The organism is Halomonas sp. H5, from assembly GCF_050613175.1.
GTDB lineage: Bacteria > Pseudomonadota > Gammaproteobacteria > Pseudomonadales > Halomonadaceae > Bisbaumannia > Bisbaumannia salifodinae.
The window spans coordinates 699,164-720,670 of sequence record NZ_CP192510.1 but is presented as its reverse complement, the minus strand read 5'-3'; the positions used below and the strand labels follow the sequence as shown (position 1 = coordinate 720,670).

The window sequence follows — 21,507 nt, the reverse complement described above, 5'->3', positions numbered from 1 at the left end:
GGCCCCATGCCAAGACGGCATTGGACGCCACCGTCCCCGGACCCTTAAATGCGTCGATTGCCGCTTCGGAGGTCACCATGTTCTCGCTTCGCTTTCTCGCCCGCCGCTGGCGCCTGCTGGCGCCGCTGTGTCTCTCCACCCTGCTGGTGGGCTGCCTGGCCCTGCCCCAGACCGGCCTCTTCGCCTTCCGCCTGGCCATTACCTCCCTCGGCGTGGAGGAGGTGCAGATCGGTCCCTACCGGGTCCAGGCAGGCCTGGACACCAGCGATATCTCCCGCCTGATCGCCTCCAGCCTGGGCATGGGCAGCCTGCCGGTGCAGGCCACCCTGGCCATGGGCCTGGCCCTGCCCGCCGGCATGCCGGCGGTGGAGATGGCGGGCTTCCGCTGGGCCCTGGAGATGCCCGGCATAGCGCCGCTGAGCGGCAACTACCGGGACAGCGTCAGCCTCAGTGGTGGCGGCGAGGCGAGCCAGTTGCGCCTGCCCATCGGCTTCGACCTGCTGGCCGGCGACTCGCGGCTGGCACCCATGGTCGAGCTGGCCACCCAACTCGCCAGCCAGGGGGAGCTGCCCGCCGGCAGCGAGCTGGCGATCACCCCGGGAGACCTGCGCGGCCTGGGCATGACCCTGCCGGCGGGGCTCTGGACGCCCACCCTGCGCTTCGCGGTGGGCGAGGATGGCGAGTTGACTCCCCGGGCGCCCCAGGGCTAAAGGCTAGGCCTGAGCCAGGCGTCGGCCGCCGACCCACTGGTTGGCGAACTGCCAGGCGGCGCGGCCACTACGCCCGCCGCGCAGGGTAGCGTAGCGAATCGCCGCGGCCCGGGCCTCGCCGTTCCAGTCGCCGGCCTCGCCCAGCCGGGTCACCCAGTGGCGGCAGGTCTCCAGGTAGGTGTCCTGGTTGAAGGGGTGGAAGCCGAGCCATAGGCCGAAGCGGTCGGAGAGCGAGATCTTCTCTTCCACCGCATCGCCATGGTGCAGCTCCTCCCCCACCAGGTGGCTAGCCTCGTTGTCGCTCATCGACTCCGGCAGCAGGTGGCGACGGTTGGAGGTGGCATAGAGCAGCACGTTCTCCGGCGGCCCGGTGAGGGCGCCGTCCAGCACGCTCTTCAGTGCCTTGTAGGCGTCGTCGTGGCCCTCGAAGGAGAGATCGTCGCAGTAGACCACGAAGCGCCGCGGCTCCCGGCGCAACTGCTCGACCAGCAGCGGCAGGCCCGCCAGATCATGGCGGTCCACCTGAACCAGCCTCAGCCCCTCGCCGGCCAGGGAGTTGAGCAGGGCACGAATCAGCGACGACTTGCCGCTGCCCCGGGAGCCCCACAGCAGGGCATGGTTGGCCGGCAGGCCCCGCAGGAAGGCACGGGTGTTGTCCACCAGGGCCAGCTTCTGGCGCTCGATCCCCAGCAGGTCGTCCAGGCCCAGGGCATCCCGGGGCGGCACCGGCAGCAGTTGCCCCCCCAGGGCGTGGCGCTGCCATAGCGCCGCCACGTCGTGCGCCCAATCCACCGCCTGGGGGGCCGGCGGCAGCCAGGGCTCGACCCGTGCCAGCAGCGCCAGCAGCCGCTGGCTCAATTCCTCATTCATTGCTCCACTCCTGTGGTTGACCTGGGATGACATCGGGGTATCTTGTGGCGAACCTCCGCCTCTCGTCCAGGGTCTCACCCATGACGCCGGCATCGTGGAAACGCCGGGGCGGCCCATGACACGATGAGGAAGAAGACGATGGGATGGACTCGCTACCTGGCCGTTGGTGCGCTCTGCCTCGGGCTGACCGCCTGCGCCACCTCCCCCACCGGGCGCCAGCAGTTTACCCTCTACTCGGATGAGCAACTGGACCAGATGGGCCAGCAGGCCTTCGACCAGTACCAGTCGGACCTGCCCCTGGCCGGCGGCGCCACCCAGCGCTACGCCGAGTGCGTGGCCGGGGCCCTGGTCGCCGCCCTGCCGGAACGGGAGCGCCAGCAGCGCTGGCAGATCCGCGTCTTCGACGAGGCGTCGGTGAACGCCTTCGCCCTGCCCGGCGGCTATATGGGCGTGCACACCGGCCTGCTCGATGTGGCCACCGATCAGCATCAGCTGGCCGCGGTGGTGGGCCACGAGATCGGTCATGTGCTGGCCCGGCATGCCAACGAACGGGCCTCGACCCAGTCCATGACCCAGTTGGGCCTGTCGGTGCTGCAGAGCTCCGCCGGTATCGAGAGCGAGCAGGTGCTGGGCCTGATGGGCGCCGGCGCCCAGTACGGCATCCTGCTGCCCTTCTCGCGCCGTCACGAGGGCGAGGCGGATATCATCGGCCTGGGGCTGATGGCGGACGCCGGCTTCGATCCCCGCGCCAGCCTCACCCTGTGGGAGAATATGCGTACCGCCTCCGGCGGCCAGCCACCCGCCTGGCTCTCCACCCACCCCAGCCATGGCCAGCGCATGGCGGCCCTCCAGGCGGAAATGGGCAACGCCCTGGCCCGCTACGAGCGGGCCCGCCAGGCCGGCCGCACCCCCAACTGCCAAGCCCCCCGCTGACCCCTACGGAACCTCCATGCTACGACTCGGACTGCTACTGTTGATCTTCCCCTCCCTGGCCCTGATGGGCGTCTATTTCTGGGAGCTCGGCCAGGTGCGCGAGTGCACCTTCGGCGGGGGCCACTGGGACTATCTGGAGGGGGTGTGTCGGGAGATGCCCCAGCCCTTCGCCTCCCTGCTGCAACGCCACCCGCTGCTGGTCAACGGCGGCATGCTGCTGTCGGTGCTGGGGGTGGGGCTATGTATGGTGGGGCTCTATACCAAGCGCCGCTGAAGGTGGGCGCCAAAACGCCGAGGGCCGGTCAACTGACCGGCCCTCGGCGTTTTTCAGGCAGGCGATAGCGATTCAGAGCGAGCGCCGCAGCTCGTCCAATACCGGGGCGGTGTCGGGGCGCTTGCCGCGCCACTGGAAGAAGGCCTCGGCGGCCTGCTCCACCAGCATGCCCAGGCCGTCGAGGGGGCGGGCGCCCCGCTCGCTGGCCCAGCGCAGGAAGACGCTGGGCTCGGCGCCATACATCATGTCGTAGGCGGTGGCGCCCTCGGCGAAGAGGTCGTCGGGCAACGGCGGCAGCGCCCCCCCCAGGCTGGCGCTGGTGCCGTTGATCACCAGCTCGAAAGGCCCCGCGACGGCCTCGAAGCCGCCACCGCGGATCGGGCCCAGGTCGGCGAAGTCGCGGGCCAGGGCCTCGGCCTTGGCGGCGGTGCGATTGGCCACTTCGAGGCTCGCCGGCGCCTCGGCCAGCAACGGCTCGAGTACCCCGCGCACCGCGCCGCCGGCCCCCAGCACCAGGATGCGGGCCCCGGCCAGGGTGATGCCATGGCGCTTGAGGTCACGTACCAGGCCGATGCCATCGGTGGTATCGCCATAGGTCTCGCCATTCTTGCCCAGCACCAGGGTATTCACCGCCCCGGCCCGCCGCGCCCGGCGGCTCAGGGTATCGCAGAGGCGGTGGGCCTGCTCCTTGAAGGGCACGGTGACATTGGCGCCGCGGCCGCCGGCGGCCACGAAGCCGCGCCAGGCGCCGGGGAAGTCATCCAGGGGCGCCTCGATGGCGGTGTAGTCGATCGCCTCGCCGCACTGGGTGGCGAAGGCGGCATGGATGGCCGGCGACCGGGAGTGGCCGATGGGATGGCCGAAGACGCAGTAGCGATCGCTCATGCTTGCTTCTCCTCGGCGCCTGGCGCCTCGTCCAGCCACTCCCGGGGGCGCAGATAGTCCCGGTAGAGCGCCGCTTCCGGGCTGCCGGGTTCCGGCTCCCAGCCGTAGTCCCAGCGCGCCAGCGGCGGCATGGACATCAGGATCGACTCGGTACGCCCGCCGCTCTGCAGGCCGAAGAGGGTGCCCCGGTCCCAGACCAGGTTGAACTCCACATAGCGTCCCCGGCGATAGAGCTGGAAGTCACGCTCCCGCTCGCCCCAGGGGGTCTCCCGGCGGCGCTGGGCGATGGGCAGGTAGGCCTCGAGGAAGGCATCGCCCACGGCGCGCTGGAAGGCGAAGCTCTTGTCGAAGCCCCAGGCATTGAGGTCGTCGAAGAAGAGCCCGCCCACGCCGCGGGTCTCGCCGCGGTGCTTGAGGAAGAAGTAGTCGTCGCACCAGGCCTTGTAGCGGGGATAGACGTCGTCGCCGAAGGGGGCGCAGGCGTCCCGGGCCACCCGGTGCCAGTGCAGCACGTCCTCATGCACCGGATAGTAGGGAGTCAGGTCGAAGCCGCCGCCGAACCACCACACCGGCGCCTCGCCCTCCTTCTCGGCGATAAAGAAGCGCACATTGCCATGGCTGGTGGGCACATGAGGATTCTCGGGGTGCAGCACCCAGGAGACCCCCACCGCATGGAAACCCCGCCCGGCGAGCTCCGGACGCGCCGCCGTGGCCGATGGCGGCAGTTGGGTGCCATGCACATGGGAGAAGTTGACGCCGCCCTTCTCGAACAGGGCGCCATTCTCGATCACCCGGGAGCGCCCGCCGCCGCCCTCGGCGCGGGTCCAGGCATCCTCACGGAACTCGGCCCGGCCATCCTCCTCGGCCAGGCCCTGACACAGGCGATCCTGCAGTTCCCGCAGGTAGGTCTTGACGGCATCGAGATAGGCGTGAGCCACGGGGCCTCCGGTCGATGATGGGCCGGGCGCCAGTGCCCGGCCTCGATGCATTGAGGTGACGAGAGCGATCAGCCGCGCAGCACGCGCCCGCTGACCAGGTCGCGAATGGTGCTGGGTTGGTCGAGCCCGCCCAGGGGGCCCTCCACCACCGCCGCCAGGGATTCGCCGAAGTAGTCGCGGACCTGCCCGGCACTCAGGGCGGGCGGCTCACCGGCGGGATTGGCGGAGGTGGAGACGATGGGACCACCGAAGGCGGCACATAGCTCGGCGACCAGGGGGTGATCACTGACCCGCAGCGCCACGCTGCGGTGGCCGCCCCGCACCAGGGGGTGCGAGCGCCCGTTATCCGGCACCAGCCAGGTATTGGGGCCGGGCCAACTGGCCACCAGGGGCGCATGCAGGGCCGGGTCGAGGCCCTGCAGCCAGGGGCCGAACTGGGCGATATCGCCGGCGATCAGGATCATGCCCTTGGCCGGATCCCGCGCCTTGAGACGCAGCAGGGCGGTCAGCGCCTGCTCGTTATCCGGATCACAGCCGAGCCCCCAGACCGCCTCGGTGGGGTAGGCGATCACGCCGCCGCTGCGCAGCGCCGCCACTCCCTGGGCCAGAGATTCACTGGAAAGACGCGCATCACCCATGGCGACCTCATCGCTCTCGCTGAAAAGGCAAAGTCTACCATGGCCCGCGCCTTACGGCAGGCGGATCCAGCCCCCGGAAGCCGCGGTCACGCGCCCCTCCAGTTCCAGGCCCAACAGGCGCCGCTGGCACTCCGCCACCGATAGCCCGGTCAGCGCCACCAGGGCATCCAGGGGCGTGGGCACCTCGCTGAGCAGGGTCAGCAGCGGCTCCTCGGCGGGCGCCGCCGACTCGTCCGGGGGAGGCGGCGCGGCCAGGGCGCCTTCCCAGTGCCCCAGCTCTTCCAGCAGTTCCTCGGGGTGGGTCACCAGGGTGGCCCCCTGACGCAACAGCTGCAGACAGCCCCGGGCCTGGGCATTGTGCAGCGAGCCGGGCAGCACGAAGAGGTCACGCCCCTGCTCCAGGGCCAGGCGGGCGCTGACCAGGGAGCCGCTGCGCTCGGCGGCCTCCACCACCAGCACGCCCCGGGAGAGGCCGGTAATGATGCGGTTGCGACGCGGAAAGTAGCCGGGATGGGGGCAGGTGCCGGGGGGATGCTCCGAGAGCAGCAGGCCGGCGTGGCGCAGGCGTTCATAGAGAGCGCCGTGCTGGCGAGGGTAGATCACATCGATACCCGAGCCCAGCACCGCCAGGCTGGTGCCCCCGGCCTCCAGGGCCGCCGTCTGGGCCCGTCCATCGATGCCCAGCGCCATGCCGCTGACCACGCACCAGCCGCGCTCGGCCATGGCCCGCGCGAAGTGGGCCGCGTTATGCAATCCATCCCGGGTCGGTCGACGGGACCCCACCATGGCCAGGCGGGGTGGGCCCAGGGCCGAGAGGTCGCCCCTGGCCCAGAGCAGCGGGGGCGGATCGGGCAACTCATCGAGCAGCGCCGGCCAGGCCTCGTGATCGGGGTACAACAGGTGGTGATCCGGGGCCGCCGCCTCCCAGGCCACCAGGGCCTCCAGCTCGGCCTGGAAGGGACTGCGGGCGGGATGCTCGAGCCACAGGCGCAGGGCCTGACGGGCCCGCCCCGGCAGCAGCGCCAACCAGCCCTCGGGCCAGGCCGGCGCCTGGGCCCGCAGGCGGGCCAGTTGCAGGGCGCCCATGCCCGGCAGCCGGCCCAGCAACCACCACTCCCTGGCGGTCATCATCGGCGTGACGTCCTGTCAGGGCGCGCCGGCCAGCAGCTCGCTGCGGTCGGGATGGTAGACCCGATCCCCCACCGCCAGGGTGCGGGTGGCTTGCATCACCAGGGCATAGCTGACCTTCTCGAAGGTCCGGAACACCATCACCAGGCCGGCCTCCTCGCCGGGCAACTGGAGCAGCTCGTTGGTAGTGGGGTCGGTGACCAGCTCGCCCTGCTGCTCGACCCGCAACACATGGCCCGCCTGGATGCCGTCGCGACGCCCCAGGTCCAGGGCCACCACCTGCAGGCGGCCGATGAAACGCACCCCGCCGGGCACCGCCAGGATATGCCCGCTGATGGCGCTGTCCGGGGCCCGGGGCAGGAACTGGCCGGCCCACTCCCGCTCCTCCACCGGCAGGATCAGGTCGCCATTGCGCACCTCGAAATTGGACTCGGTGATCTCCAGACGGCTGATATCACCGTCGCGGCGCAACCAGAGGGCGCGCCCCACGCTGATCAACTCGATACCCAGCAACTCGCCGCTCTCGAGGTCCTGGTAGCGATCCCCCAGGCGATAGATACCCAGGCGCCCCTCGCTGGGCAAGTCGCCACGCACATAGATGGCATCACCGGCGCCGCTGACCAGGCGTTGGTCGTCGCCACCCACCACATAGGCCAGGTTGTCGAGGCGCTCGGCATCGTCCACCACCCGATGGCGGCGCAGGAAGTTCTCCACCACCTCCAGGGGCAGGGGCGCGATCGCCTCCCGATGGGGCACCCGACGCACCTCCGGCGAGAGTCGCACCACCCCCTGGCCGCGCTCCATGCGCAGGCAGGGCCGACCGTTGCAGTCCTCGAGGTAGATGATGTCACCGGGATAGATCAGGTGGGGGTTGCGAATCTGCGGGTTGACCTGCCAGATCTCCGGCCACTGCCAGGGATGGCGCAGGAAGCGCCCCGAGATATCCCACAGGGTATCGCCACGCACCACCGTATAGCGCTCCGGGGCATCGGCCCGGAGCCCGGCATAACTCAGGGCCTGCGCCTGAGCCGAGGCGCTCCCCAACATCACCAGGGTCAGGGCGATCAGCGCCCCGGCCCACCGAACTCTCGATAGTCGTTTCATCCCTTGGCACCCCCAGCGCTGCCGGCCCCGATGGGCACCGGCCCGGTTGATTCCCCGCCTTATCATGTAGCGTTTCGTAAATCAGTGTAATCCCCGCGGCCCGCCCCCGCCTCCCGGGATCCACGATAGTGGCTGACTATTGTGCCTATGGCGGGTCACGAGGTTCCGTTGCCGTCGCCGTCCCTCTACAATATGGAAAGAAACCCGCCCCCCCGCACAATGATGATTTCAACGCCATGGCCAAGTTACCCATCCTCGAATTCCCCGACGAGCGTCTGCGCACCAAGGCGGCCCCGGTCGACACCGTCGATGATGCCGTTCGCCGGCTGGTCGATGACATGTTCGAGACCATGTACGCCGCCCGCGGCATCGGCCTGGCGGCGACCCAGGTGGACGAGCACCATCGCGTCATCGTGATGGACGTCAGCGACGACCAGAGCCAGCCCCTGGTGTTGATCAACCCCGAGTACACCCCCATCGGCGAGGAGCGCCAGCCGATGCAGGAGGGCTGCCTCTCGGTGCCCGAATACTATGCCGAGGTGTCCCGGGCCCTGAGGGTCCATCTCAAGGCCCTGGATCGCGACGGCCAGCCCTATGAGCTGGAGGCCGACGGCCTGCTGGCCCACTGCATCCAGCACGAGCATGACCACCTCGAGGGCGTGCTCTTCGTCGACTACCTCTCGCCGCTGAAGCGCGAGCGGGTGATGAAGAAGATGCAGAAGCGCCATAAGCTGCTGCAGGAGGCCTAAGCCTCCCCACGCTCTTACAGGTTACGTCTTTCTCGAACACCCCCAAGCCAGGGGCGCTGGAGGCAGGTCAGAGCAAGGGTCATTTGCCAGGGGTGAGGAGCACGGCTCCGAACGGGCTGGCCAGGGATGGCCAGCACCGGCCCTGCGAGCGAAGCAGGATGCGAGTGCGAAGTAGGGCAAGTGTAGCGCCCAGGGAGGGGTTTACAGCGCCTTGCGAAGGCCTGCCTCCAGATTAGCCCCGGTCGAGTCGCTTCAGAGCTGCAATAGTCTGGAGTGCTATACCGGCCTTCGTCGTTGGGGGCCGCCTTGCGCTATCATGTCGCCTACCCTGTCAGAACCGACGACCCAGCAAGGCCATCCTGCATGACTCGACCCCTTCGCGTGATCTTCGCCGGCACCCCGGACTTCGCCGCCTCCAGCCTCCAGGCGCTGCTCGACAGTCCCCACCGGGTCATCGCCGTCTATACCCAGCCCGATCGTCCCGCCGGCCGCGGCCGCAAGCTGACCCCCAGCCCGGTCAAGGCCCTCGCCCAGCAGCACGAGCTGCCGGTCTACCAGCCCCAGAGCCTGAAGTCCGCCGAGGCCCAGGCCGAGCTGGCGGCGCTCGAGGCGGATATCATGGTGGTGGTGGCCTATGGCCTGCTGCTGCCCCAGGCGGTGCTGGATATCCCGCCCCTGGGCTGCCTCAATGTGCACGCCTCCCTGCTGCCCCGCTGGCGCGGCGCCGCCCCTATCCAACGCGCCATCGAGGCCGGCGACGCCGAGAGCGGGGTGACCATCATGCAGATGGACGCCGGCCTGGATACCGGTCCCATGCTGCTGACCCGCAGCACCCCCATCACCGACACCACCACCGGCGGCGAGCTCCACGACCGCCTGGCGGCGCTGGGTGGCGAGGCGATCGTCGAGGCCCTGGATCGGCTCGCCGCCGACGGTCTGACGGCCACTCCCCAGCCGGAGGCCGGCATCACCTATGCCGCCAAGCTCTCCAAGGCGGAGGCGGAGCTCGACTTCCGCCGCCCCGCCGCCGAGCTGGCCGCCCGGGTGCGCGCCTTCAACCCCTGGCCGGTGACCTGGACCCGCCTCGACGGCGCGCCGCTGCGGGTCTGGCTGGCGGCCCCCGGCGAGCGAGACGCCGCGGACCCGGAGGCGGGTCCCGGCACCCTGCTCCCTGCGGGGCGGGACGCCCTGCGTATCGCCTGCGGCGCCGATGGCCGGGAGGTATTGATGGTGAGTCGCGCCCAGTTGCCCGGCGGCAAGCCGCTGGCCGCCCGGGAGCTGCTCAATGCCGGCCAGGCCCGCTTCACTCCGGGCAGCCGTCTGGGTGAGACCCCCACGGAGGCGCCCCGATGAACGATCGTCGTCCCCCCAATGGCCAGGAGGTGCGCGCCGCCGCGGCGCGCAATCTGGTGCCGGTGATCACCGCCAAGGGCTCCCTGGCGAACCTCGACGAGGGCCAGGTGGGCAGTCGCGACCGGGGCCTGCTGCGCGAGCTCTGCTATGGGGTTTGCCGCACCCAGCCGCGCCTGGAGGCCCTGGCGTCACGGCTGCTCAAGCACCCCTTCAAGCGCCGCGATGCCGATATCCAGGCCCTGCTGCTGGTGGGCATCTACCAGTTGCTGTATCTGCGCGTGCCGGCCCACGCCGCCGTGGGCGAAACCTCCGGGGCCGCCCGCCTGCTCGGCAAGGAGTGGGCCACCCGGGTGCTCAACGGCTGCCTGCGCCGCCTGCAGCGGGAGGCACCCAGCCTGCAGGCCGAGGTGGACAAGGATCCCTGCGTGGCCCTGATGCACCCGGCCTGGCTGCTCAAGGCCCTGCGCCAGGCCTGGCCCGATGACTGGCGCGCCATCGCCATGGCCAACAATGCCCCCGGGCCCATGACCCTGCGTATCAACCGCCGTTACGGCGACCGGGAGGCCTATCTGGCGCGCCTCTATGAGGCGCATCAGCCGGCCCGTCTCTGCCTGCACTCCCCGGATGGCCTGACCCTGGAGGCACCCTGCGATGTCTACCAGTTGCCCGGCTTCGCCGAGGGCCATGTCAGCGTCCAGGACGAGGCCGCCCAGCTCGCCGCCGAGCTGCTGGGGCCGGTGCTGGCGCCGCGGCCCGGCGCCCGGGTGCTGGACGCCTGCTGCGCCCCCGGCGGCAAGACCGCCCACCTGCTGGAGGTCTTCGACCTGGCCCTGACCGGCATCGACAGCGACGCCAAGCGACTCTCCCGGGTCGAGTCGACCCTGGAACGCCTCAAGCTGGATGCCACCCTGCGGCATGCCGATGCCGCCGAGGACGACTGGTGGGATGGCACCCCCTTCGATGCCATCCTGCTGGATGCGCCCTGCTCCGGTAGCGGCGTGATCCGCCGCCACCCGGATATCAAGGCCCTGCGCCGCCCCGACGACATTCCCCAACTGGCCCGGCTCCAGGCCCGGCTGCTGGATACCCTGTGGGCCAAGCTGGCCCCCGGTGGCACCCTGCTCTATGCCACCTGTTCGGTGCTCCCCGAGGAGAATGCCGACCAGATCCAGGCCTTCCTGGCTCGCACCCCGAATGTCGAGGTCACCACCCCCACCGATGTGGCCTGGGGGCGTCCCGCCGGCGCCGGCCGCCAGCTGTTGCCCGAGGAGGAGAGCCACGACGGTTTCTTCTATGCCCGGCTACGCAAGGCCATGGCCGTCGCCTGATGCCTCCCGGAGAAGAGCCGCAGAGCCACGACGGCTTCTTCTATGCTCGGCGATACAAGGGCTACGCAAAGCCGTGGCCTGACGGCCCCGGTGAAGAAGTCGCTGCCCGAAGCGGGGAGCCACGACGGCTTCTTCTATGCTCGGCGACACAAGGGCAAGGCCTCCGCCACGCCCCTCGGTGAAGAATCAGCGTTTACCGACCCCCGCCGCCTTCCCCCCTATACTGCCAGGAGCCCCCGCCGTCAGGCGGGGCCCTTTCCATCGGCACGGGAGGCACCATGACCCACGTCTACAAGCATATCGAGCTCACCGGCTCCTCCACCGAAGGCATCGAGGACGCCATCCAACAGGCCCTGAGCCGGGCCCACCGCACCCTCCACGACATGCGCTGGTTCGAGGTGACCGACACCCGGGGGCATATCGAACATGGCAAGGTCGGCCACTGGCAGGTCACCATCAAGGTGGGTTTCACCCTGGAAGAGTGACCCCCGTTGTCCGGTGGTTTATGCTAGCCGGCGCCTTTCGGGCCGCCACCGTCTCCCCCCTCGAGTCGGCGGCGGTTCGGATCATCAGCGGACGGAATCCCTGTCATGAAGATCATCATTCTCGGCGCCGGCCAGGTCGGCGGTACCCTGGCCGAACACCTGGCCCATGAGGAGAACGACATCACGGTGGTGGACACCGACGGCGAGCGGCTGCGCGAGCTGCACAACCGCCTGGACATCCGCACCGTCAGCGGCCCCGCCTCCTACCCCATGGTGCTGCGCCAGGCCGGCTGCGAGGATGCCGACATGCTGATCGCGGTGACCAGCCAGGACGAGGTCAACATGATCGCCTGCCAGGTCGCCCATACCCTGTTCCGTACCCCCACCAAGATCGCCCGGGTCCGCGCCACCGCCTACCTGACCCGCAAGGGCCTGTTCGCCCACGAGGCGGTGCCCATCGACGTGCTGATCAGCCCCGAGCAGGTGGTCACCGACCATATCCGCCGCCTGATCGAGTACCCGGGCGCCCTGCAGGTGCTGGAGTTCGCCGGCGGCCAGGTGCAGCTGGTGGCGGTGGAGGCCTTCTATGGCGGGCCCCTGGTGGGCCAGGACCTGGGCTTCCTGCGCCGCCATATGCCCAGCGTGGATACCCGGGTGGCGGCCATCTACCGCCGCAACCGGCCGATCATCCCGCGCGGCGACACCGTGATCGAGGCCGACGACGAGGTGTTCTTTATCGCCGCCCGCCGCGATATCCGCGCGGTGATGAGCGAGCTGCGCCGGGTCGAGCGGGACTTCCGCCGGGTGGTGATCGCCGGCGGCGGCAATATCGGCGAGCGCCTCGCCGAGATGCTCGAGCATAGCCACCAGGTGAAGATCATCGAGCACAGCCTGGAGCGCTGCACCACCCTCTCCGAGCGCCTCGACCGTACCGTGGTGCTCCACGGCAGCGCCACCAGCAAGCGCCTGCTGCTGGAGGAGAACATCGAGGACTGCGATATCTTCTGCGCCCTGACCAACGACGACGAGGTCAATATCATGTCGTCGATGCTGGCCAAGCGCCTGGGCGCCCGGCGGGTGCTGACGCTGATCAACAACGCCGCCTACGTGGACCTGGTGCAGGGCGGCGAGATCGATATCGCCATCTCCCCCCAGCAGGCCACCATCGGCAGCCTGCTGACCCATGTGCGGCGCGGCGATATCGTCAATGTCCACTCCCTGCGCCGCGGCGCCGCCGAGGCCATCGAGGCGATCGCCCACGGCGATGCCCGCTCCTCCCGGGTGGTCGGCCGCGCCATCGGCGACATTGACCTGCCGAGCGGCACCACCATCGGCGCCATCGTGCGCGGCAAGGAGGTGCTGATCGCCCACGACGACGTGGTGGTGGAGTCCGGCGACCACGTGATCCTGTTCGTGATCGACAAGCGCCGCATCCGCGACGTGGAGCGCCTCTTCCAGGTCGGGCTGACCTTCTTCTGATGAACCGGGTGGTTTCCCTAAGGACAGCGGCACCATGAGTCTACGCATGATCCTGCGCATCCTGGGGCTGCTGCTGATGCAGTTCAGCCTGACCATGGTGCCCCCGATCCTCATCTCGCTGCTGTTCCTCGATGGGGTCTGGAGTGCCTTCGCCATCGCCCTGGGCATCACCGCGGCCACCGGCGCCCTGATCTTCTGGCCCAACCGCCATGCCCGCAAGGAGCTGCGCACCCGGGACGGCTTCCTGATCGCCGCGCTGTTCTGGACGGTGCTGGCCAGCTTCGGCGCCCTGCCGCTGATGCTCGACGGCGTGCATGCCCTGTCGGTGACCGATGCCTTCTTCGAGTCCTTCTCCGGCCTGACCACCACCGGCGCCACCGTGATCACCGGCATCGATAGCCTGCCCGAGTCGGTGCGCTATTACCGCCAGCAGCTGCAGTGGCTGGGCGGCATGGGGATCGTGGTGCTGGCGGTGGCCATCCTGCCGACCCTGGGCGTCGGCGGCATGGCCCTCTACCGCACCGAGATCCCGGGCCCCCTGAAGGACTCCAAGCTCACCCCGCGGATCACCGAGACCGCCAAGGCACTGTGGTATATCTACGCCTCCCTGACCCTGACCTGTATCCTCGCCTACTGGGCGGCGGGCATGCACTGGTTCGATGCCCTGGGGCATGGCTTCTCCACCGTGGCCCTGGGCGGCTTCTCCACCTACGATGCCAGCATCGGGCATTTCGACAGCGCCGCCATCGAGCTGATCTGCGTGGGCTTCATGATCGTCTCGGCGATGAGTTTCAGCCTGCACTTCGTCGCCTGGCGGGAGAAGCGCCTGAGTCACTACCTGCGCGACCCGGAGGCGAACTTCCTGCTGCTCTTCCTGGGCGGCCTGGCCCTGGTCACGGTGGGCGCCCTCTGGGCCACCGCCACCTACGACGATAGCCTGGGGCTGCGCCACGGCCTCTTCCAGGTGGTCTCGGTGGCCACCACCGCCGGCTTCGGCGTCGCCGACTTCTCCGCCTGGCCCGGGGCCCTGCCCTTCCTGCTGTTTATGGCCGCCTTCGTGGGCGGCTGCTCCGGCTCCACCGGCGGCGGCATGAAGGTAATCCGCATCATCCTGATCCTCAAGCAGGGCATGCGCGAGATCATGCGCCTGATCCATCCCAATGCGGTGATCGCGGTCAAGGTGGGCAAGCATAGCGTGCCGGACGGCATCGCCCAGGCGGTATGGGGCTTCTTCTCGGTCTATGTGATGCTGTTCTTCCTGATGCTGGTGGGGGTGATGGCCACCGGCGTCGATCAGGTCACCGCCTGGTCCACCGTGGCCTCGGCCCTGAACAACCTGGGCCCGGCCCTGGGCGAGGCCTCATCCCACTACGGCGACCTGCCCGACCTGGCCAAATGGATCCTGGTCATGGCCATGCTGCTGGGGCGCCTGGAAATCTTTACCGTGCTGGTGCTCTTTACCGCGGCCTTCTGGCGGCGCTGAATCTCCCAAGGTGGGATTGCCGCTAGGGTGGTAGGAGCCAAGGGTTTGCGCCCACTACCCGGCTTTATGGATAATCGCCCCATCACTCCCAGATTCCGAGCCTCCATGACCGACTCCCAGGACATCACCGCCGCCGAGCCCTCCCAAGCGGGAGCCGTGACGGCGGGACCGCGCCAGGTGCTGCAGGTGGGCGAGACCCGCTATACCTTGCTGGGCACCGCCCATGTCTCCGCCCAGAGCGCGGCCGAGGTGCGCCAGTTGATTCGCTCCGGCGACTTCGATGCGGTGGCCATCGAGCTCTGCCCCTCCCGTCACCATAGCCTGGTGGAGCCGGATGCCATGGCCGACCAGGACCTCTTCCAGGTGTTTCGCCAGAGCAAGGCGGGCATGGTGGCCGCCAGCCTGGCGCTGGGCGCCTTCCAGCAGCGCCTCGCCGAGCAGTCCGGCATCGAGCCCGGTGCCGAGATGCGCGCCGCCCTGGAGGAGAGCGAGGCGGCGAAGCTGCCCCTGCTACTGATCGACCGGGACGTGGGCATCACCCTCAAGCGTATCTACACCAATGTGCCCTGGTGGCAGCGCATGGGGCTGATCAGTGGCCTGCTGGGCAGCGTCATCTCCCGCCAGGAGGTCTCGGCGGCGGAGATCGAGCGACTCAAGGAGGGCGACGTCCTGGAGTCCACCTTCAGCGAATTCGCCGAGCAGTCAGAGGCCCTCTATACCCCGCTGATCCGCGAACGGGACCGCTACATGGCCCTGCGCCTGGCGGAGGAGAATCCCGGTCGCTACCGGCATGTGCTGGTGGTGATCGGCGCCGGCCACCTCAAGGGCCTCGGCGAGCACCTCTCGGCACCGCTGCCCCAGGCCCCCGGCGTGGAGCGCGAGGCCCTGGAGCATACCCCGCCCCGCTCGAAGCTCTGGAAGCGGCTGCCCTGGATCATCACCGCCCTGGTGCTGACCGGCTTCGCCATCGGCTTCTCCCGGGATACCGGCCTGGGCCTGCAGCTGGTGGGCGAGTGGTTCCTGATCAACGGCGTGCTCTCGGCGCTGGGCACCGCCATCGCCCTGGGCCACCCGGTCACCATCGCCGCGACCTTTTTCGCCGCCCCGCTGACCTCGCTCAACCCCACCATCGGCGCCGGCTTCGTGGCCGCCGGGGTGGAGCTGGCCATGCGCAAGCCCAAGGTGCGCGATTTCGCCACCCTGCGCCACGACGTGGCCAGCGTGAAGGGGTGGTGGCGCAACCGGGTCTCGCGCACCCTGCTGGTATTCATGCTGGCCACCATCGGCTCCGCCGCGGGGACCTGGGTGGCGGGGCTGAGGATCGCCGGGGCGCTATTCGGCAGCGGCGCCTAGGGGAACATTGATTTATTACTGCGCTCGATATCTTGGCCGCCGGCGGTGCTCGAAATCCTCACCTAGTACCGCATAGGCTCCGGTTTCTGTGCTCCGGCGGCGGCCAACCTCTCTTCGCTCGCTACATAAATCAACAGTCCCCTTCTGATTTACCGCGGCGTACCAGCAGCCGGTTCATGGCCGGCGTCGGCGTTTCGAGTTTCTCGAAGCCACGGCTGGCGGCATAACTGTCGTTGAAGACCTGGAAGTAGTCGTCGAGGGTGTCCGCGGCGTTACCGTCGCCGCCTAGGCGAAGCAGCTCGGCGGCCACCTCGGCGGTGCACAGATGGGCCTCGGAGGCGGGCTTGCGCAGCCGGTAGCGGGTCAGGCGCTCGGTGCGCAGCGGCAGCACCGGCAGCGCCTCCAGGTAGGGGCTCTTGCGGAAGATACGCCGCGCCTGGCGCCAGGTGCCGTCGAGAATCACATAGACAGGAATCCGCGCCTCGGCCCTGGCCGCCGCCACCGCCTCCATGCCCACCACCCGGTGGGCATAGTCGGGCTGGTCATCGGGGAAGATCACGAAGGGGGCGTAGCGCTCGTCCGCCAGCAGCGCCAGCAGGCGCTCGTCCGGGGCGGTGCGATACCAGGTGAAGACCTCGGTGCTGCCCAGCACGTCGCGGATCAGGCGCCCGGTATTGGTGGGCTTGTGATGCTCCAGGGGATGGGTGATAAGCCAGACCCGGGCCACGCTCTCGGCCTCGACCCGGTAGGGGCAGAGGCAGTTGAGGACCGGCAGGTTGCAGCCCGCGCAGCGCTCCACGAAACTGCCCCGAGCCTTGAACTCCCGGCGCGGCGGGCGCGAATGGCCGGTGGCGGGATCGCGCGACTCGGGCTCGGGGGAAGGGGCGTGCTGCGACATGCGGGTCCACCTGGAGGGAAGGGGCCGGCATTTTAACACCGGGCCCGGCCCGGATCATCTGGCGGTCACCGCCTCCGGCATCCATGGCCGCCCTTCCGGCGTCCAATGCCTGACCCACGCCCCCGTACAGAACCCAGCCTACCCGGCTCCCGCGTCGAGGACGAGTCGCGCTACCGGGCCGCCGTTACCGCGTCGCCATCACTCATCGGACGGCGCTTCCAGTAGCCGGCCAATAGCGAGCCTGAGACGTTGTGCCACACCGAGAACAGCGCCCCGGGCAGCGCCGCGGTGGCGGTGAAGAACTGGTTGGCCAGGGCCACCGCCAGACCGGAGTTCTGCATGCCGACCTCGATGGCCACGGTACGCGCGGTGCGCTCATCGAAGCCGCACAGCCGCCCGATCCAGTAGCCGCCGGCCAGCCCCAGCCCATTGTGGGCGATCACCGCCAGTGCCACCAGCGGCCCCAGGGTCGCCAGGCGGCCGGCATTGAGTGCCACCACGATGGCGATGATCACCACGATGGCGGCCATCGCCAGCGTCGCCAGGGCCGACTCGATGCGGGAAATCTGCGTGCCCAGGAAGTGGTGCACCACCACGCCGGCAGCGATGGGGGCGAGTACCAGTTGGGCGATACTGCCCAGCATGCCCCACACTGGCACTTCCACTGCCTGGCCGACCAGCAGCCAGGCGATCAATGGGGTCAGGATCACCGAGGCCAGGGTCGAGACCAGGGTCATCGATACCGACAGCGCCACCCGGCCCCCCGCCAGCCAGGTCATGACGTTGGAGGCCGTGCCTCCGGCGGTGGCCCCCACCAGCACCATTCCCGTCGTCAATTCCGCCCCGAGTCCCAGCGACACAGAGACGAGCAATGCCACCAGGGGCATGATCAGGAACTGTAGAACCACGCCCACCACCACCGGCAATGGAGCGCGCACCACGCCAAGGAAGTCGCCCTTGGACAGGGTCAGCCCCATGCAGAACATGATCAGTGCCAGCAGCAGCTGTATCTGCCCGGCGAGACCGGTGAACAGGCTCGGCTGCAACATGGCGACGAGAGCGAAGAGGATCGCCCACACGGGAAACAGGCGGTTCAAGCGTTCGAAGATCGACATGAGGTGTCCTTACTGGGTCGTGAGTGTCCGCTGATGCAATTTTGAAGCCGAGGAAAGCGTATTTATGGTTCTTGTGACGGGCTCGCCGCGTTTGAGAAATAGCGCTTTCGAGCCGACGGCCGACGGCCGACGGCCGACGCCATTATGCCCCAACACTTGCGCAGGGAAAGCGCCAGGCCCGGTAGGTACTCAGAACGTATCAAGCACGAGCCGTGCCTAAGCTTCCCCCAGCAACGTCTCCGGCATCCAGAGTCGTCCTTCTCGCTGCCAGTGCCGGACCAGGGCCGGCACGCCCTGGCCGGCGGGCCGGCTGAGTCGCACCACGCCGGGGGGCGCCAGCTGGTGGGCCTCGGGATCCACCAGGATCGCCTCGGCGTCCAGCGGCGCCTGGTGCAGCAGGGAGGCCGCCGGCATCACCGCAAGGGACGTGCCCACCACCAGCAGCAGGTCCGCCTCGGCGACGATCTCCTGGGCCTCGACATAGCGGGGCACCGGCTCGCCGAACCACACCACATCGGGGCGCAACTGGCTGCCCAGGTCGCAGAGATCGCCCAAGCGAATGCCACCGCGACGCAGCGGATAGCGCATGGTCGGGTTGGCGGTGGAGCGGGCCTGGAGGATCTCCCCGTGCAGATGCAGGACATGGCGGGAACCGGCCCGCTCGTGGAGGTCGTCGATATTCTGGGTGACGATGCTGACCCGGAAGCCCCGCTTCTCCAGGGCCGCCAGGGCCTTGTGGGCGGCATTGGGGCGCGCCCGGCGCACTTGGTCGCGGCGGGCATCGTAGAAGCGCAGCACCCGCTCGGGGTCCCGGGCCCAGGCCTCGGGGGTGGCCACCGCCTCCACCGGGTGATTCTCCCAGAGGCCGTCGCTGGCACGAAAGGTGGCGATACCGCTCTCGGCGCTGATACCGGCGCCGCTCAGCACCACCAGATGGGGGGACTCGCTCATGATGACTCGTCAGTGGATCGGGGCAGCCGCTTCGACGAAGCGCTGCTTGTCGCGATAGGGGGTGACGTCGATCACCTTGCCCGCGCGTATCGCCCGCTGCAGCCCTTGCCAGTAGTCGGGGTCGAAGAGCTGCGGATGCAATTCGGTGAAAAGCGCGCGCAGGTCGGGGTTGGCGATCATGAAAGGGCCGAACTCCTCCGGGAAGATATCATCGGGTCCCACCGAGAACCAGGGCTCCGCGGAGAGGCCCTGCCCCGAGGCATGGGCGCGGGGAAGATGGCGAAAGTGACACTCGATGAGGTAGCAGATCTCGTCGTAGTCGTAGAAGACCACCCGCCCATGGCGGGTCACCCCGAAGTTCTTCAGCAGCATATCGCCGGGGAAGATATTGGCCGCCGCCAGCTGCTTGATGGCATTGCCGTAGTCGTTGAGCACGGCGCGGGTCTCCGTCGCGTCGCACTGCTCCAGGTAGAGGTTCAGTGGGGTCATCATCCGCTCGACATAGCAGTGTTTGATGATCACCTTGTCGTCGCGCAGCGAGACAGTGGAGGGGGCCACCTCCAGCAGGTGGTCGAGGCACTCGGGGTCGAAGTGGTCGCGGCGGGCGATAAAGTTGGAGAACTCCTGGGTATCCGCCATGCGCCCCACCCGGTCATGGCACTTGACCAGCTGGTACTTGTCGCGAACGGCCTGATGGGTCACCTCCTTGGCCGGGTCGAAGCGATCCTTGATGATCTTGAAGACGGTGCGGTAGGAGGGCAGCACGAAGACCGCCATCACCATGCCGCGCACCCCGGGGGCGATGATGAACTGGTCCTCGCGCCTGGCCACCTGGCGGTTGAGGCCGCGGAAGAACTCGGTCTTGCCGTGCTTGTAGAAGCCGATGGCGGAGTAGAGCTCCCCCTCCGGCTTGTCCGGCATCAGCTCCTGGAGGAAGTCGACGCACTCGCCGGGCACCTGGGTATCCACCTGGAAATAGGCCCGGGTGAAGGAGAAGATGATCGAGACCTCCTCCGGCTCGATCAGCACCGTATCCAGGTGCAGTCCCTCGCTGGCCCCCGCCTCTTCGCCATAGCCCTCGCCGTGGCGGATCGGCAGCGCCAGGGGCAGTTGCTCGCCGCCGCCGCGCAGCCGCCCCACCAGGTAGGCCCCCTTGTTGCGATAGAAGACACTCTCGAGCAGCTCCATTTCGGTATCCGCGGCGTCGCGCAGCGCCGCGGGCAGATGGCCGGTGAGGAAGTCGGCGCCCAGGCGGCTGTCCCGTTCGAGATCATCGAAGGGGGTCTCCAGGCGGGCCTCCCCCAGGGCCCAGTGCAGGGCACCGACCCAGTCGCCCTCGACCCGCCGGGTGCGGGTCAGGCAGATGCCCGAATGCCGGGGAGCGCTATCCCGGGAGCTATAGACGAACATCCAGTCGTCGCGAATATGGCGGTGGTGAAAGACCGAGCAGAACAGGGAGTTGAAGAAGGTCTCGGCGAGCTCATAGTCGAGGCGCTGATCGATCAGCTCGGCATAGTGAGCCTTGGCCTCCCGCCAGCACTCGCAGTGGGTCAGCACCTCGGCCTGGAAGGTACGCCGCAGCCGCCCCAGGGTCGCCGCCACCTTGTCGTCATAGAGGTTGATGCGCGCCGCCGAGGCCTGCTGGGCCTCCCGCCAGGCGGCGTCCCGGAAACGCCGGCTCGCGTCCCGGGTGATGGCCCGGAAACGGGTGCGGTATTCGTCGAAGCCGTGGAGGATGGTGGCGGCGAGGCGATAGGCGGCGGAGAGTCTCATGGCGGGCTCCAGAGGCGACAGCCTCCTAGCCTGGCGGAATCCTCTGGTCACGGCGAGACGACCAAGGTGGAGGCTCCTGTAAAACCACGACACCCATCGTGACAGGGCGGCGCCCAGCGGCGACAATAGGTCCCTTTTCGCCGATGTTCAGGTCTTGCAAGCAGTGCCCATAAGCCATCCTCCCGACGACACGCCCATCGCCATCCTCTACCGGGACGCGCACCTGGTGGCGGTGCACAAGCCGAGCGGGCTCCTGGTCCATCGCAGCCCCCTGGCTCGGGGCGAGACCCGCTTTTTGGTGCAGCAGCTGCGCGACCAGTTGGGGCAGCGGGTCTATCCGGTGCATCGCCTGGATCGCCCCACCTCCGGGGTAATGCTCTTCGCCCTGGATTCGCGCACCGCCGCCGAGCTCAATGCCGCCTTTACCGAGCAGCGGGTGAGCAAGCGCTACCTGGCGGTGGTGCGCGGCGTCGGCCCCGAAGCGGCACGCCTCGACTATCCCCTGCGGGAGGAGGATGGCCCCCGTCCCAAGGCCGAGATGCCGGCCCAGGCGGCACTGACCGAGGTGCGTCGCCTGGATAGCGTGGAGCTGCCGGTGGCGGTGGATCGCTACCCCCAGAGCCGCTATTCGCTGATGGAGGCGCGCCCCCATAGCGGGCGCCGCCACCAGATCCGCCGGCATCTCTCCCGGCGCGGCTACCCGATCATCGGCGATGCCAAGCATGGTAAGGGGGTACACAACCGCTTCTTCGCCGAGCGACTGGACTGCCCCCGGCTGCTGCTGGCGGCGGTGACGCTGAGCGTCGAGCATCCCCGTCAGGGCCGCTGGCTGACCGTGACGGCACCCCTGGATGCCGGCATGACGGCGCTCTTCGAGCGCTTCGGCTGGGCCGGCCACCTGCCCGGCGGCGGCTTCACCTGGCACGACATGCCCCCGGAGGCCTCGCCCCAGCCCCAGGCAGAATCCGAGTACGGTGATGCATAACGACAACACTTTTCGAGCGCTTCGGCTGGGCCGGTCTTACCTGCCCGTGCCCGGCGGCGGCGTCGCCTGGCACGA

21 protein-coding genes are annotated in these 21,507 nt (G+C 69.0%); 11 read left to right on the top strand and 10 right to left on the bottom strand.

Annotated features, from left to right (window positions below; translation table 11 throughout):
• The first annotated feature begins 77 nt into the window (after positions 1-77).
• Positions 78-710: a hypothetical protein gene (locus tag ACQ1W9_RS03325; RefSeq protein ID WP_431025316.1), complete on the top strand. Its 633-nt coding sequence runs from the start codon at positions 78-80 to the stop codon at positions 708-710.
• Between the two features lie 3 nt (positions 711-713).
• Here the strand turns inward: ACQ1W9_RS03325 and ACQ1W9_RS03320 are convergent, their stop codons facing one another.
• Positions 714-1,580 carry an ATP-binding protein gene (locus ACQ1W9_RS03320; RefSeq protein WP_431025315.1) on the bottom strand — a complete coding sequence of 289 codons (867 nt, stop codon included), beginning with the start codon at positions 1,578-1,580 and terminating at the stop codon, positions 714-716.
• A 138-nt stretch (positions 1,581-1,718) separates the two neighbouring features.
• Here ACQ1W9_RS03320 and ACQ1W9_RS03315 point away from each other — a divergent pair, with 138 nt between their 5' ends.
• Positions 1,719-2,513: a M48 family metallopeptidase gene (locus ACQ1W9_RS03315; protein WP_431025314.1), complete on the top strand. Its 795-nt coding sequence runs from the start codon at positions 1,719-1,721 to the stop codon at positions 2,511-2,513.
• A 40-nt stretch (positions 2,514-2,553) separates the two neighbouring features.
• The gene (locus ACQ1W9_RS03310; RefSeq protein ID WP_431025313.1) at positions 2,554-2,787 is read left to right on the top strand and encodes a hypothetical protein; all 234 of its coding nucleotides are present in this window, start codon (positions 2,554-2,556) and stop codon (positions 2,785-2,787) included.
• Positions 2,788-2,859: 72 nt separating this feature from the next.
• Here the strand turns inward: ACQ1W9_RS03310 and aroE are convergent, their stop codons facing one another.
• From aroE to ACQ1W9_RS03285, 5 genes are all read right to left on the bottom strand, one after another.
• Positions 2,860-3,672 (bottom strand): shikimate dehydrogenase, encoded by an 813-nt coding sequence (aroE, locus tag ACQ1W9_RS03305; RefSeq protein ID WP_431025312.1) that lies wholly within the window; start codon positions 3,670-3,672, stop codon positions 2,860-2,862.
• Positions 3,669-4,610 (bottom strand): oxygen-dependent coproporphyrinogen oxidase, encoded by a 942-nt coding sequence (gene hemF / locus ACQ1W9_RS03300; protein ID WP_431025311.1) that lies wholly within the window; start codon positions 4,608-4,610, stop codon positions 3,669-3,671. The genes aroE and hemF overlap by 4 nt, the downstream gene beginning before the upstream one ends.
• Positions 4,611-4,678: 68 nt before the next feature.
• Positions 4,679-5,248: an L-threonylcarbamoyladenylate synthase gene (locus tag ACQ1W9_RS03295; protein WP_431025310.1), complete on the bottom strand. Its 570-nt coding sequence runs from the start codon at positions 5,246-5,248 to the stop codon at positions 4,679-4,681.
• Positions 5,249-5,299: 51 nt separating this feature from the next.
• Positions 5,300-6,376 carry a DNA-processing protein DprA gene (gene dprA / locus ACQ1W9_RS03290; protein WP_431026401.1) on the bottom strand — a complete coding sequence of 359 codons (1,077 nt, stop codon included), beginning with the start codon at positions 6,374-6,376 and terminating at the stop codon, positions 5,300-5,302.
• Between the two features lie 18 nt (positions 6,377-6,394).
• Complete coding sequence (locus ACQ1W9_RS03285; protein WP_431025309.1) at positions 6,395-7,480, bottom strand: LysM peptidoglycan-binding domain-containing protein; 1,086 nt, start codon at positions 7,478-7,480, stop codon at positions 6,395-6,397.
• Between the two features lie 236 nt (positions 7,481-7,716).
• Between ACQ1W9_RS03285 and def the strand changes: the two genes are divergently transcribed.
• The 7 genes from def to ACQ1W9_RS03250 all read left to right on the top strand — a co-directional run bounded on the left by def (position 7,717) and on the right by ACQ1W9_RS03250 (position 15,710).
• Positions 7,717-8,229 carry a peptide deformylase gene (gene def, locus ACQ1W9_RS03280; protein WP_431025308.1) on the top strand — a complete coding sequence of 171 codons (513 nt, stop codon included), beginning with the start codon at positions 7,717-7,719 and terminating at the stop codon, positions 8,227-8,229.
• Between the two features lie 363 nt (positions 8,230-8,592).
• A complete protein-coding gene (gene fmt / locus ACQ1W9_RS03275; RefSeq protein WP_431025307.1) occupies positions 8,593-9,582 on the top strand; it encodes a methionyl-tRNA formyltransferase in 990 nt (329 codons plus the stop codon).
• Positions 9,579-10,910 (top strand): 16S rRNA (cytosine(967)-C(5))-methyltransferase RsmB, encoded by a 1,332-nt coding sequence (gene rsmB / locus ACQ1W9_RS03270; protein WP_431025306.1) that lies wholly within the window; start codon positions 9,579-9,581, stop codon positions 10,908-10,910. Before fmt ends, rsmB begins: the two co-directional genes overlap by 4 nt.
• 278 nt (positions 10,911-11,188) lie before the next feature.
• Complete coding sequence (locus ACQ1W9_RS03265; RefSeq protein WP_431025305.1) at positions 11,189-11,395, top strand: dodecin; 207 nt, start codon at positions 11,189-11,191, stop codon at positions 11,393-11,395.
• A gap of 105 nt (positions 11,396-11,500) precedes the next feature.
• Complete coding sequence (gene trkA / locus ACQ1W9_RS03260) at positions 11,501-12,874, top strand: Trk system potassium transporter TrkA (protein ID WP_346061443.1); 1,374 nt, start codon at positions 11,501-11,503, stop codon at positions 12,872-12,874.
• 34 nt (positions 12,875-12,908) lie between these two features.
• Positions 12,909-14,357: a TrkH family potassium uptake protein gene (locus ACQ1W9_RS03255; RefSeq protein ID WP_431025304.1), complete on the top strand. Its 1,449-nt coding sequence runs from the start codon at positions 12,909-12,911 to the stop codon at positions 14,355-14,357.
• Positions 14,358-14,462: 105 nt separating this feature from the next.
• Positions 14,463-15,710, top strand: coding sequence for a TraB/GumN family protein (locus ACQ1W9_RS03250; RefSeq protein ID WP_431025303.1), 1,248 nt, complete (start codon positions 14,463-14,465; stop codon positions 15,708-15,710).
• 130 nt (positions 15,711-15,840) lie between these two features.
• Here the strand turns inward: ACQ1W9_RS03250 and ACQ1W9_RS03245 are convergent, their stop codons facing one another.
• From ACQ1W9_RS03245 to aceK, 4 genes are all read right to left on the bottom strand, one after another.
• Positions 15,841-16,608, bottom strand: coding sequence for a tRNA-uridine aminocarboxypropyltransferase (locus ACQ1W9_RS03245; RefSeq protein WP_431025302.1), 768 nt, complete (start codon positions 16,606-16,608; stop codon positions 15,841-15,843).
• Between the two features lie 170 nt (positions 16,609-16,778).
• Positions 16,779-17,723 (bottom strand): bile acid:sodium symporter family protein, encoded by a 945-nt coding sequence (locus ACQ1W9_RS03240; RefSeq protein ID WP_431025301.1) that lies wholly within the window; start codon positions 17,721-17,723, stop codon positions 16,779-16,781.
• 216 nt (positions 17,724-17,939) lie between these two features.
• Positions 17,940-18,674, bottom strand: a complete 735-nt coding sequence (locus ACQ1W9_RS03235) for an SIR2 family NAD-dependent protein deacylase (protein ID WP_431025300.1) — start codon at positions 18,672-18,674, stop codon at positions 17,940-17,942.
• 9 nt (positions 18,675-18,683) lie between these two features.
• A complete protein-coding gene (gene aceK / locus ACQ1W9_RS03230) occupies positions 18,684-20,447 on the bottom strand; it encodes a bifunctional isocitrate dehydrogenase kinase/phosphatase (RefSeq protein ID WP_431025299.1) in 1,764 nt (587 codons plus the stop codon).
• A gap of 163 nt (positions 20,448-20,610) precedes the next feature.
• Here aceK and ACQ1W9_RS03225 point away from each other — a divergent pair, with 163 nt between their 5' ends.
• Complete coding sequence (locus tag ACQ1W9_RS03225) at positions 20,611-21,432, top strand: pseudouridine synthase (RefSeq protein ID WP_431025298.1); 822 nt, start codon at positions 20,611-20,613, stop codon at positions 21,430-21,432.
• Positions 21,433-21,507: the final 75 nt, after the last annotated feature.

What these genes read in the sequence shown, in the direction of transcription:
- aroE (WP_431025312.1), bottom strand. Translation starts at nt 3,672, where the DNA reads ATGAGCGATCGCTACTGCGTCTTCGGCCATCCCATCGGCCACTCCCGG.
- ACQ1W9_RS03285 (WP_431025309.1), bottom strand. Translation starts at nt 7,480, where the DNA reads ATGAAACGACTATCGAGAGTTCGGTGGGCCGGGGCGCTGATCGCCCTG.
- ACQ1W9_RS03250 (WP_431025303.1), top strand. Translation starts at nt 14,463, where the DNA reads ATGACCGACTCCCAGGACATCACCGCCGCCGAGCCCTCCCAAGCGGGA.
- ACQ1W9_RS03245 (WP_431025302.1), bottom strand. Translation starts at nt 16,608, where the DNA reads ATGTCGCAGCACGCCCCTTCCCCCGAGCCCGAGTCGCGCGATCCCGCC.
- ACQ1W9_RS03320 (WP_431025315.1), bottom strand. Translation starts at nt 1,580, where the DNA reads ATGAATGAGGAATTGAGCCAGCGGCTGCTGGCGCTGCTGGCACGGGTC.
- fmt (WP_431025307.1), top strand. Translation starts at nt 8,593, where the DNA reads ATGACTCGACCCCTTCGCGTGATCTTCGCCGGCACCCCGGACTTCGCC.
- ACQ1W9_RS03255 (WP_431025304.1), top strand. Translation starts at nt 12,909, where the DNA reads ATGAGTCTACGCATGATCCTGCGCATCCTGGGGCTGCTGCTGATGCAG.
- trkA (WP_346061443.1), top strand. Translation starts at nt 11,501, where the DNA reads ATGAAGATCATCATTCTCGGCGCCGGCCAGGTCGGCGGTACCCTGGCC.
- aceK (WP_431025299.1), bottom strand. Translation starts at nt 20,447, where the DNA reads ATGAGACTCTCCGCCGCCTATCGCCTCGCCGCCACCATCCTCCACGGC.
- def (WP_431025308.1), top strand. Translation starts at nt 7,717, where the DNA reads ATGGCCAAGTTACCCATCCTCGAATTCCCCGACGAGCGTCTGCGCACC.
- ACQ1W9_RS03265 (WP_431025305.1), top strand. Translation starts at nt 11,189, where the DNA reads ATGACCCACGTCTACAAGCATATCGAGCTCACCGGCTCCTCCACCGAA.
- ACQ1W9_RS03295 (WP_431025310.1), bottom strand. Translation starts at nt 5,248, where the DNA reads ATGGGTGATGCGCGTCTTTCCAGTGAATCTCTGGCCCAGGGAGTGGCG.
- ACQ1W9_RS03240 (WP_431025301.1), bottom strand. Translation starts at nt 17,723, where the DNA reads ATGTCGATCTTCGAACGCTTGAACCGCCTGTTTCCCGTGTGGGCGATC.
- rsmB (WP_431025306.1), top strand. Translation starts at nt 9,579, where the DNA reads ATGAACGATCGTCGTCCCCCCAATGGCCAGGAGGTGCGCGCCGCCGCG.
- ACQ1W9_RS03315 (WP_431025314.1), top strand. Translation starts at nt 1,719, where the DNA reads ATGGGATGGACTCGCTACCTGGCCGTTGGTGCGCTCTGCCTCGGGCTG.
- dprA (WP_431026401.1), bottom strand. Translation starts at nt 6,376, where the DNA reads ATGACCGCCAGGGAGTGGTGGTTGCTGGGCCGGCTGCCGGGCATGGGC.
- ACQ1W9_RS03325 (WP_431025316.1), top strand. Translation starts at nt 78, where the DNA reads ATGTTCTCGCTTCGCTTTCTCGCCCGCCGCTGGCGCCTGCTGGCGCCG.
- ACQ1W9_RS03235 (WP_431025300.1), bottom strand. Translation starts at nt 18,674, where the DNA reads ATGAGCGAGTCCCCCCATCTGGTGGTGCTGAGCGGCGCCGGTATCAGC.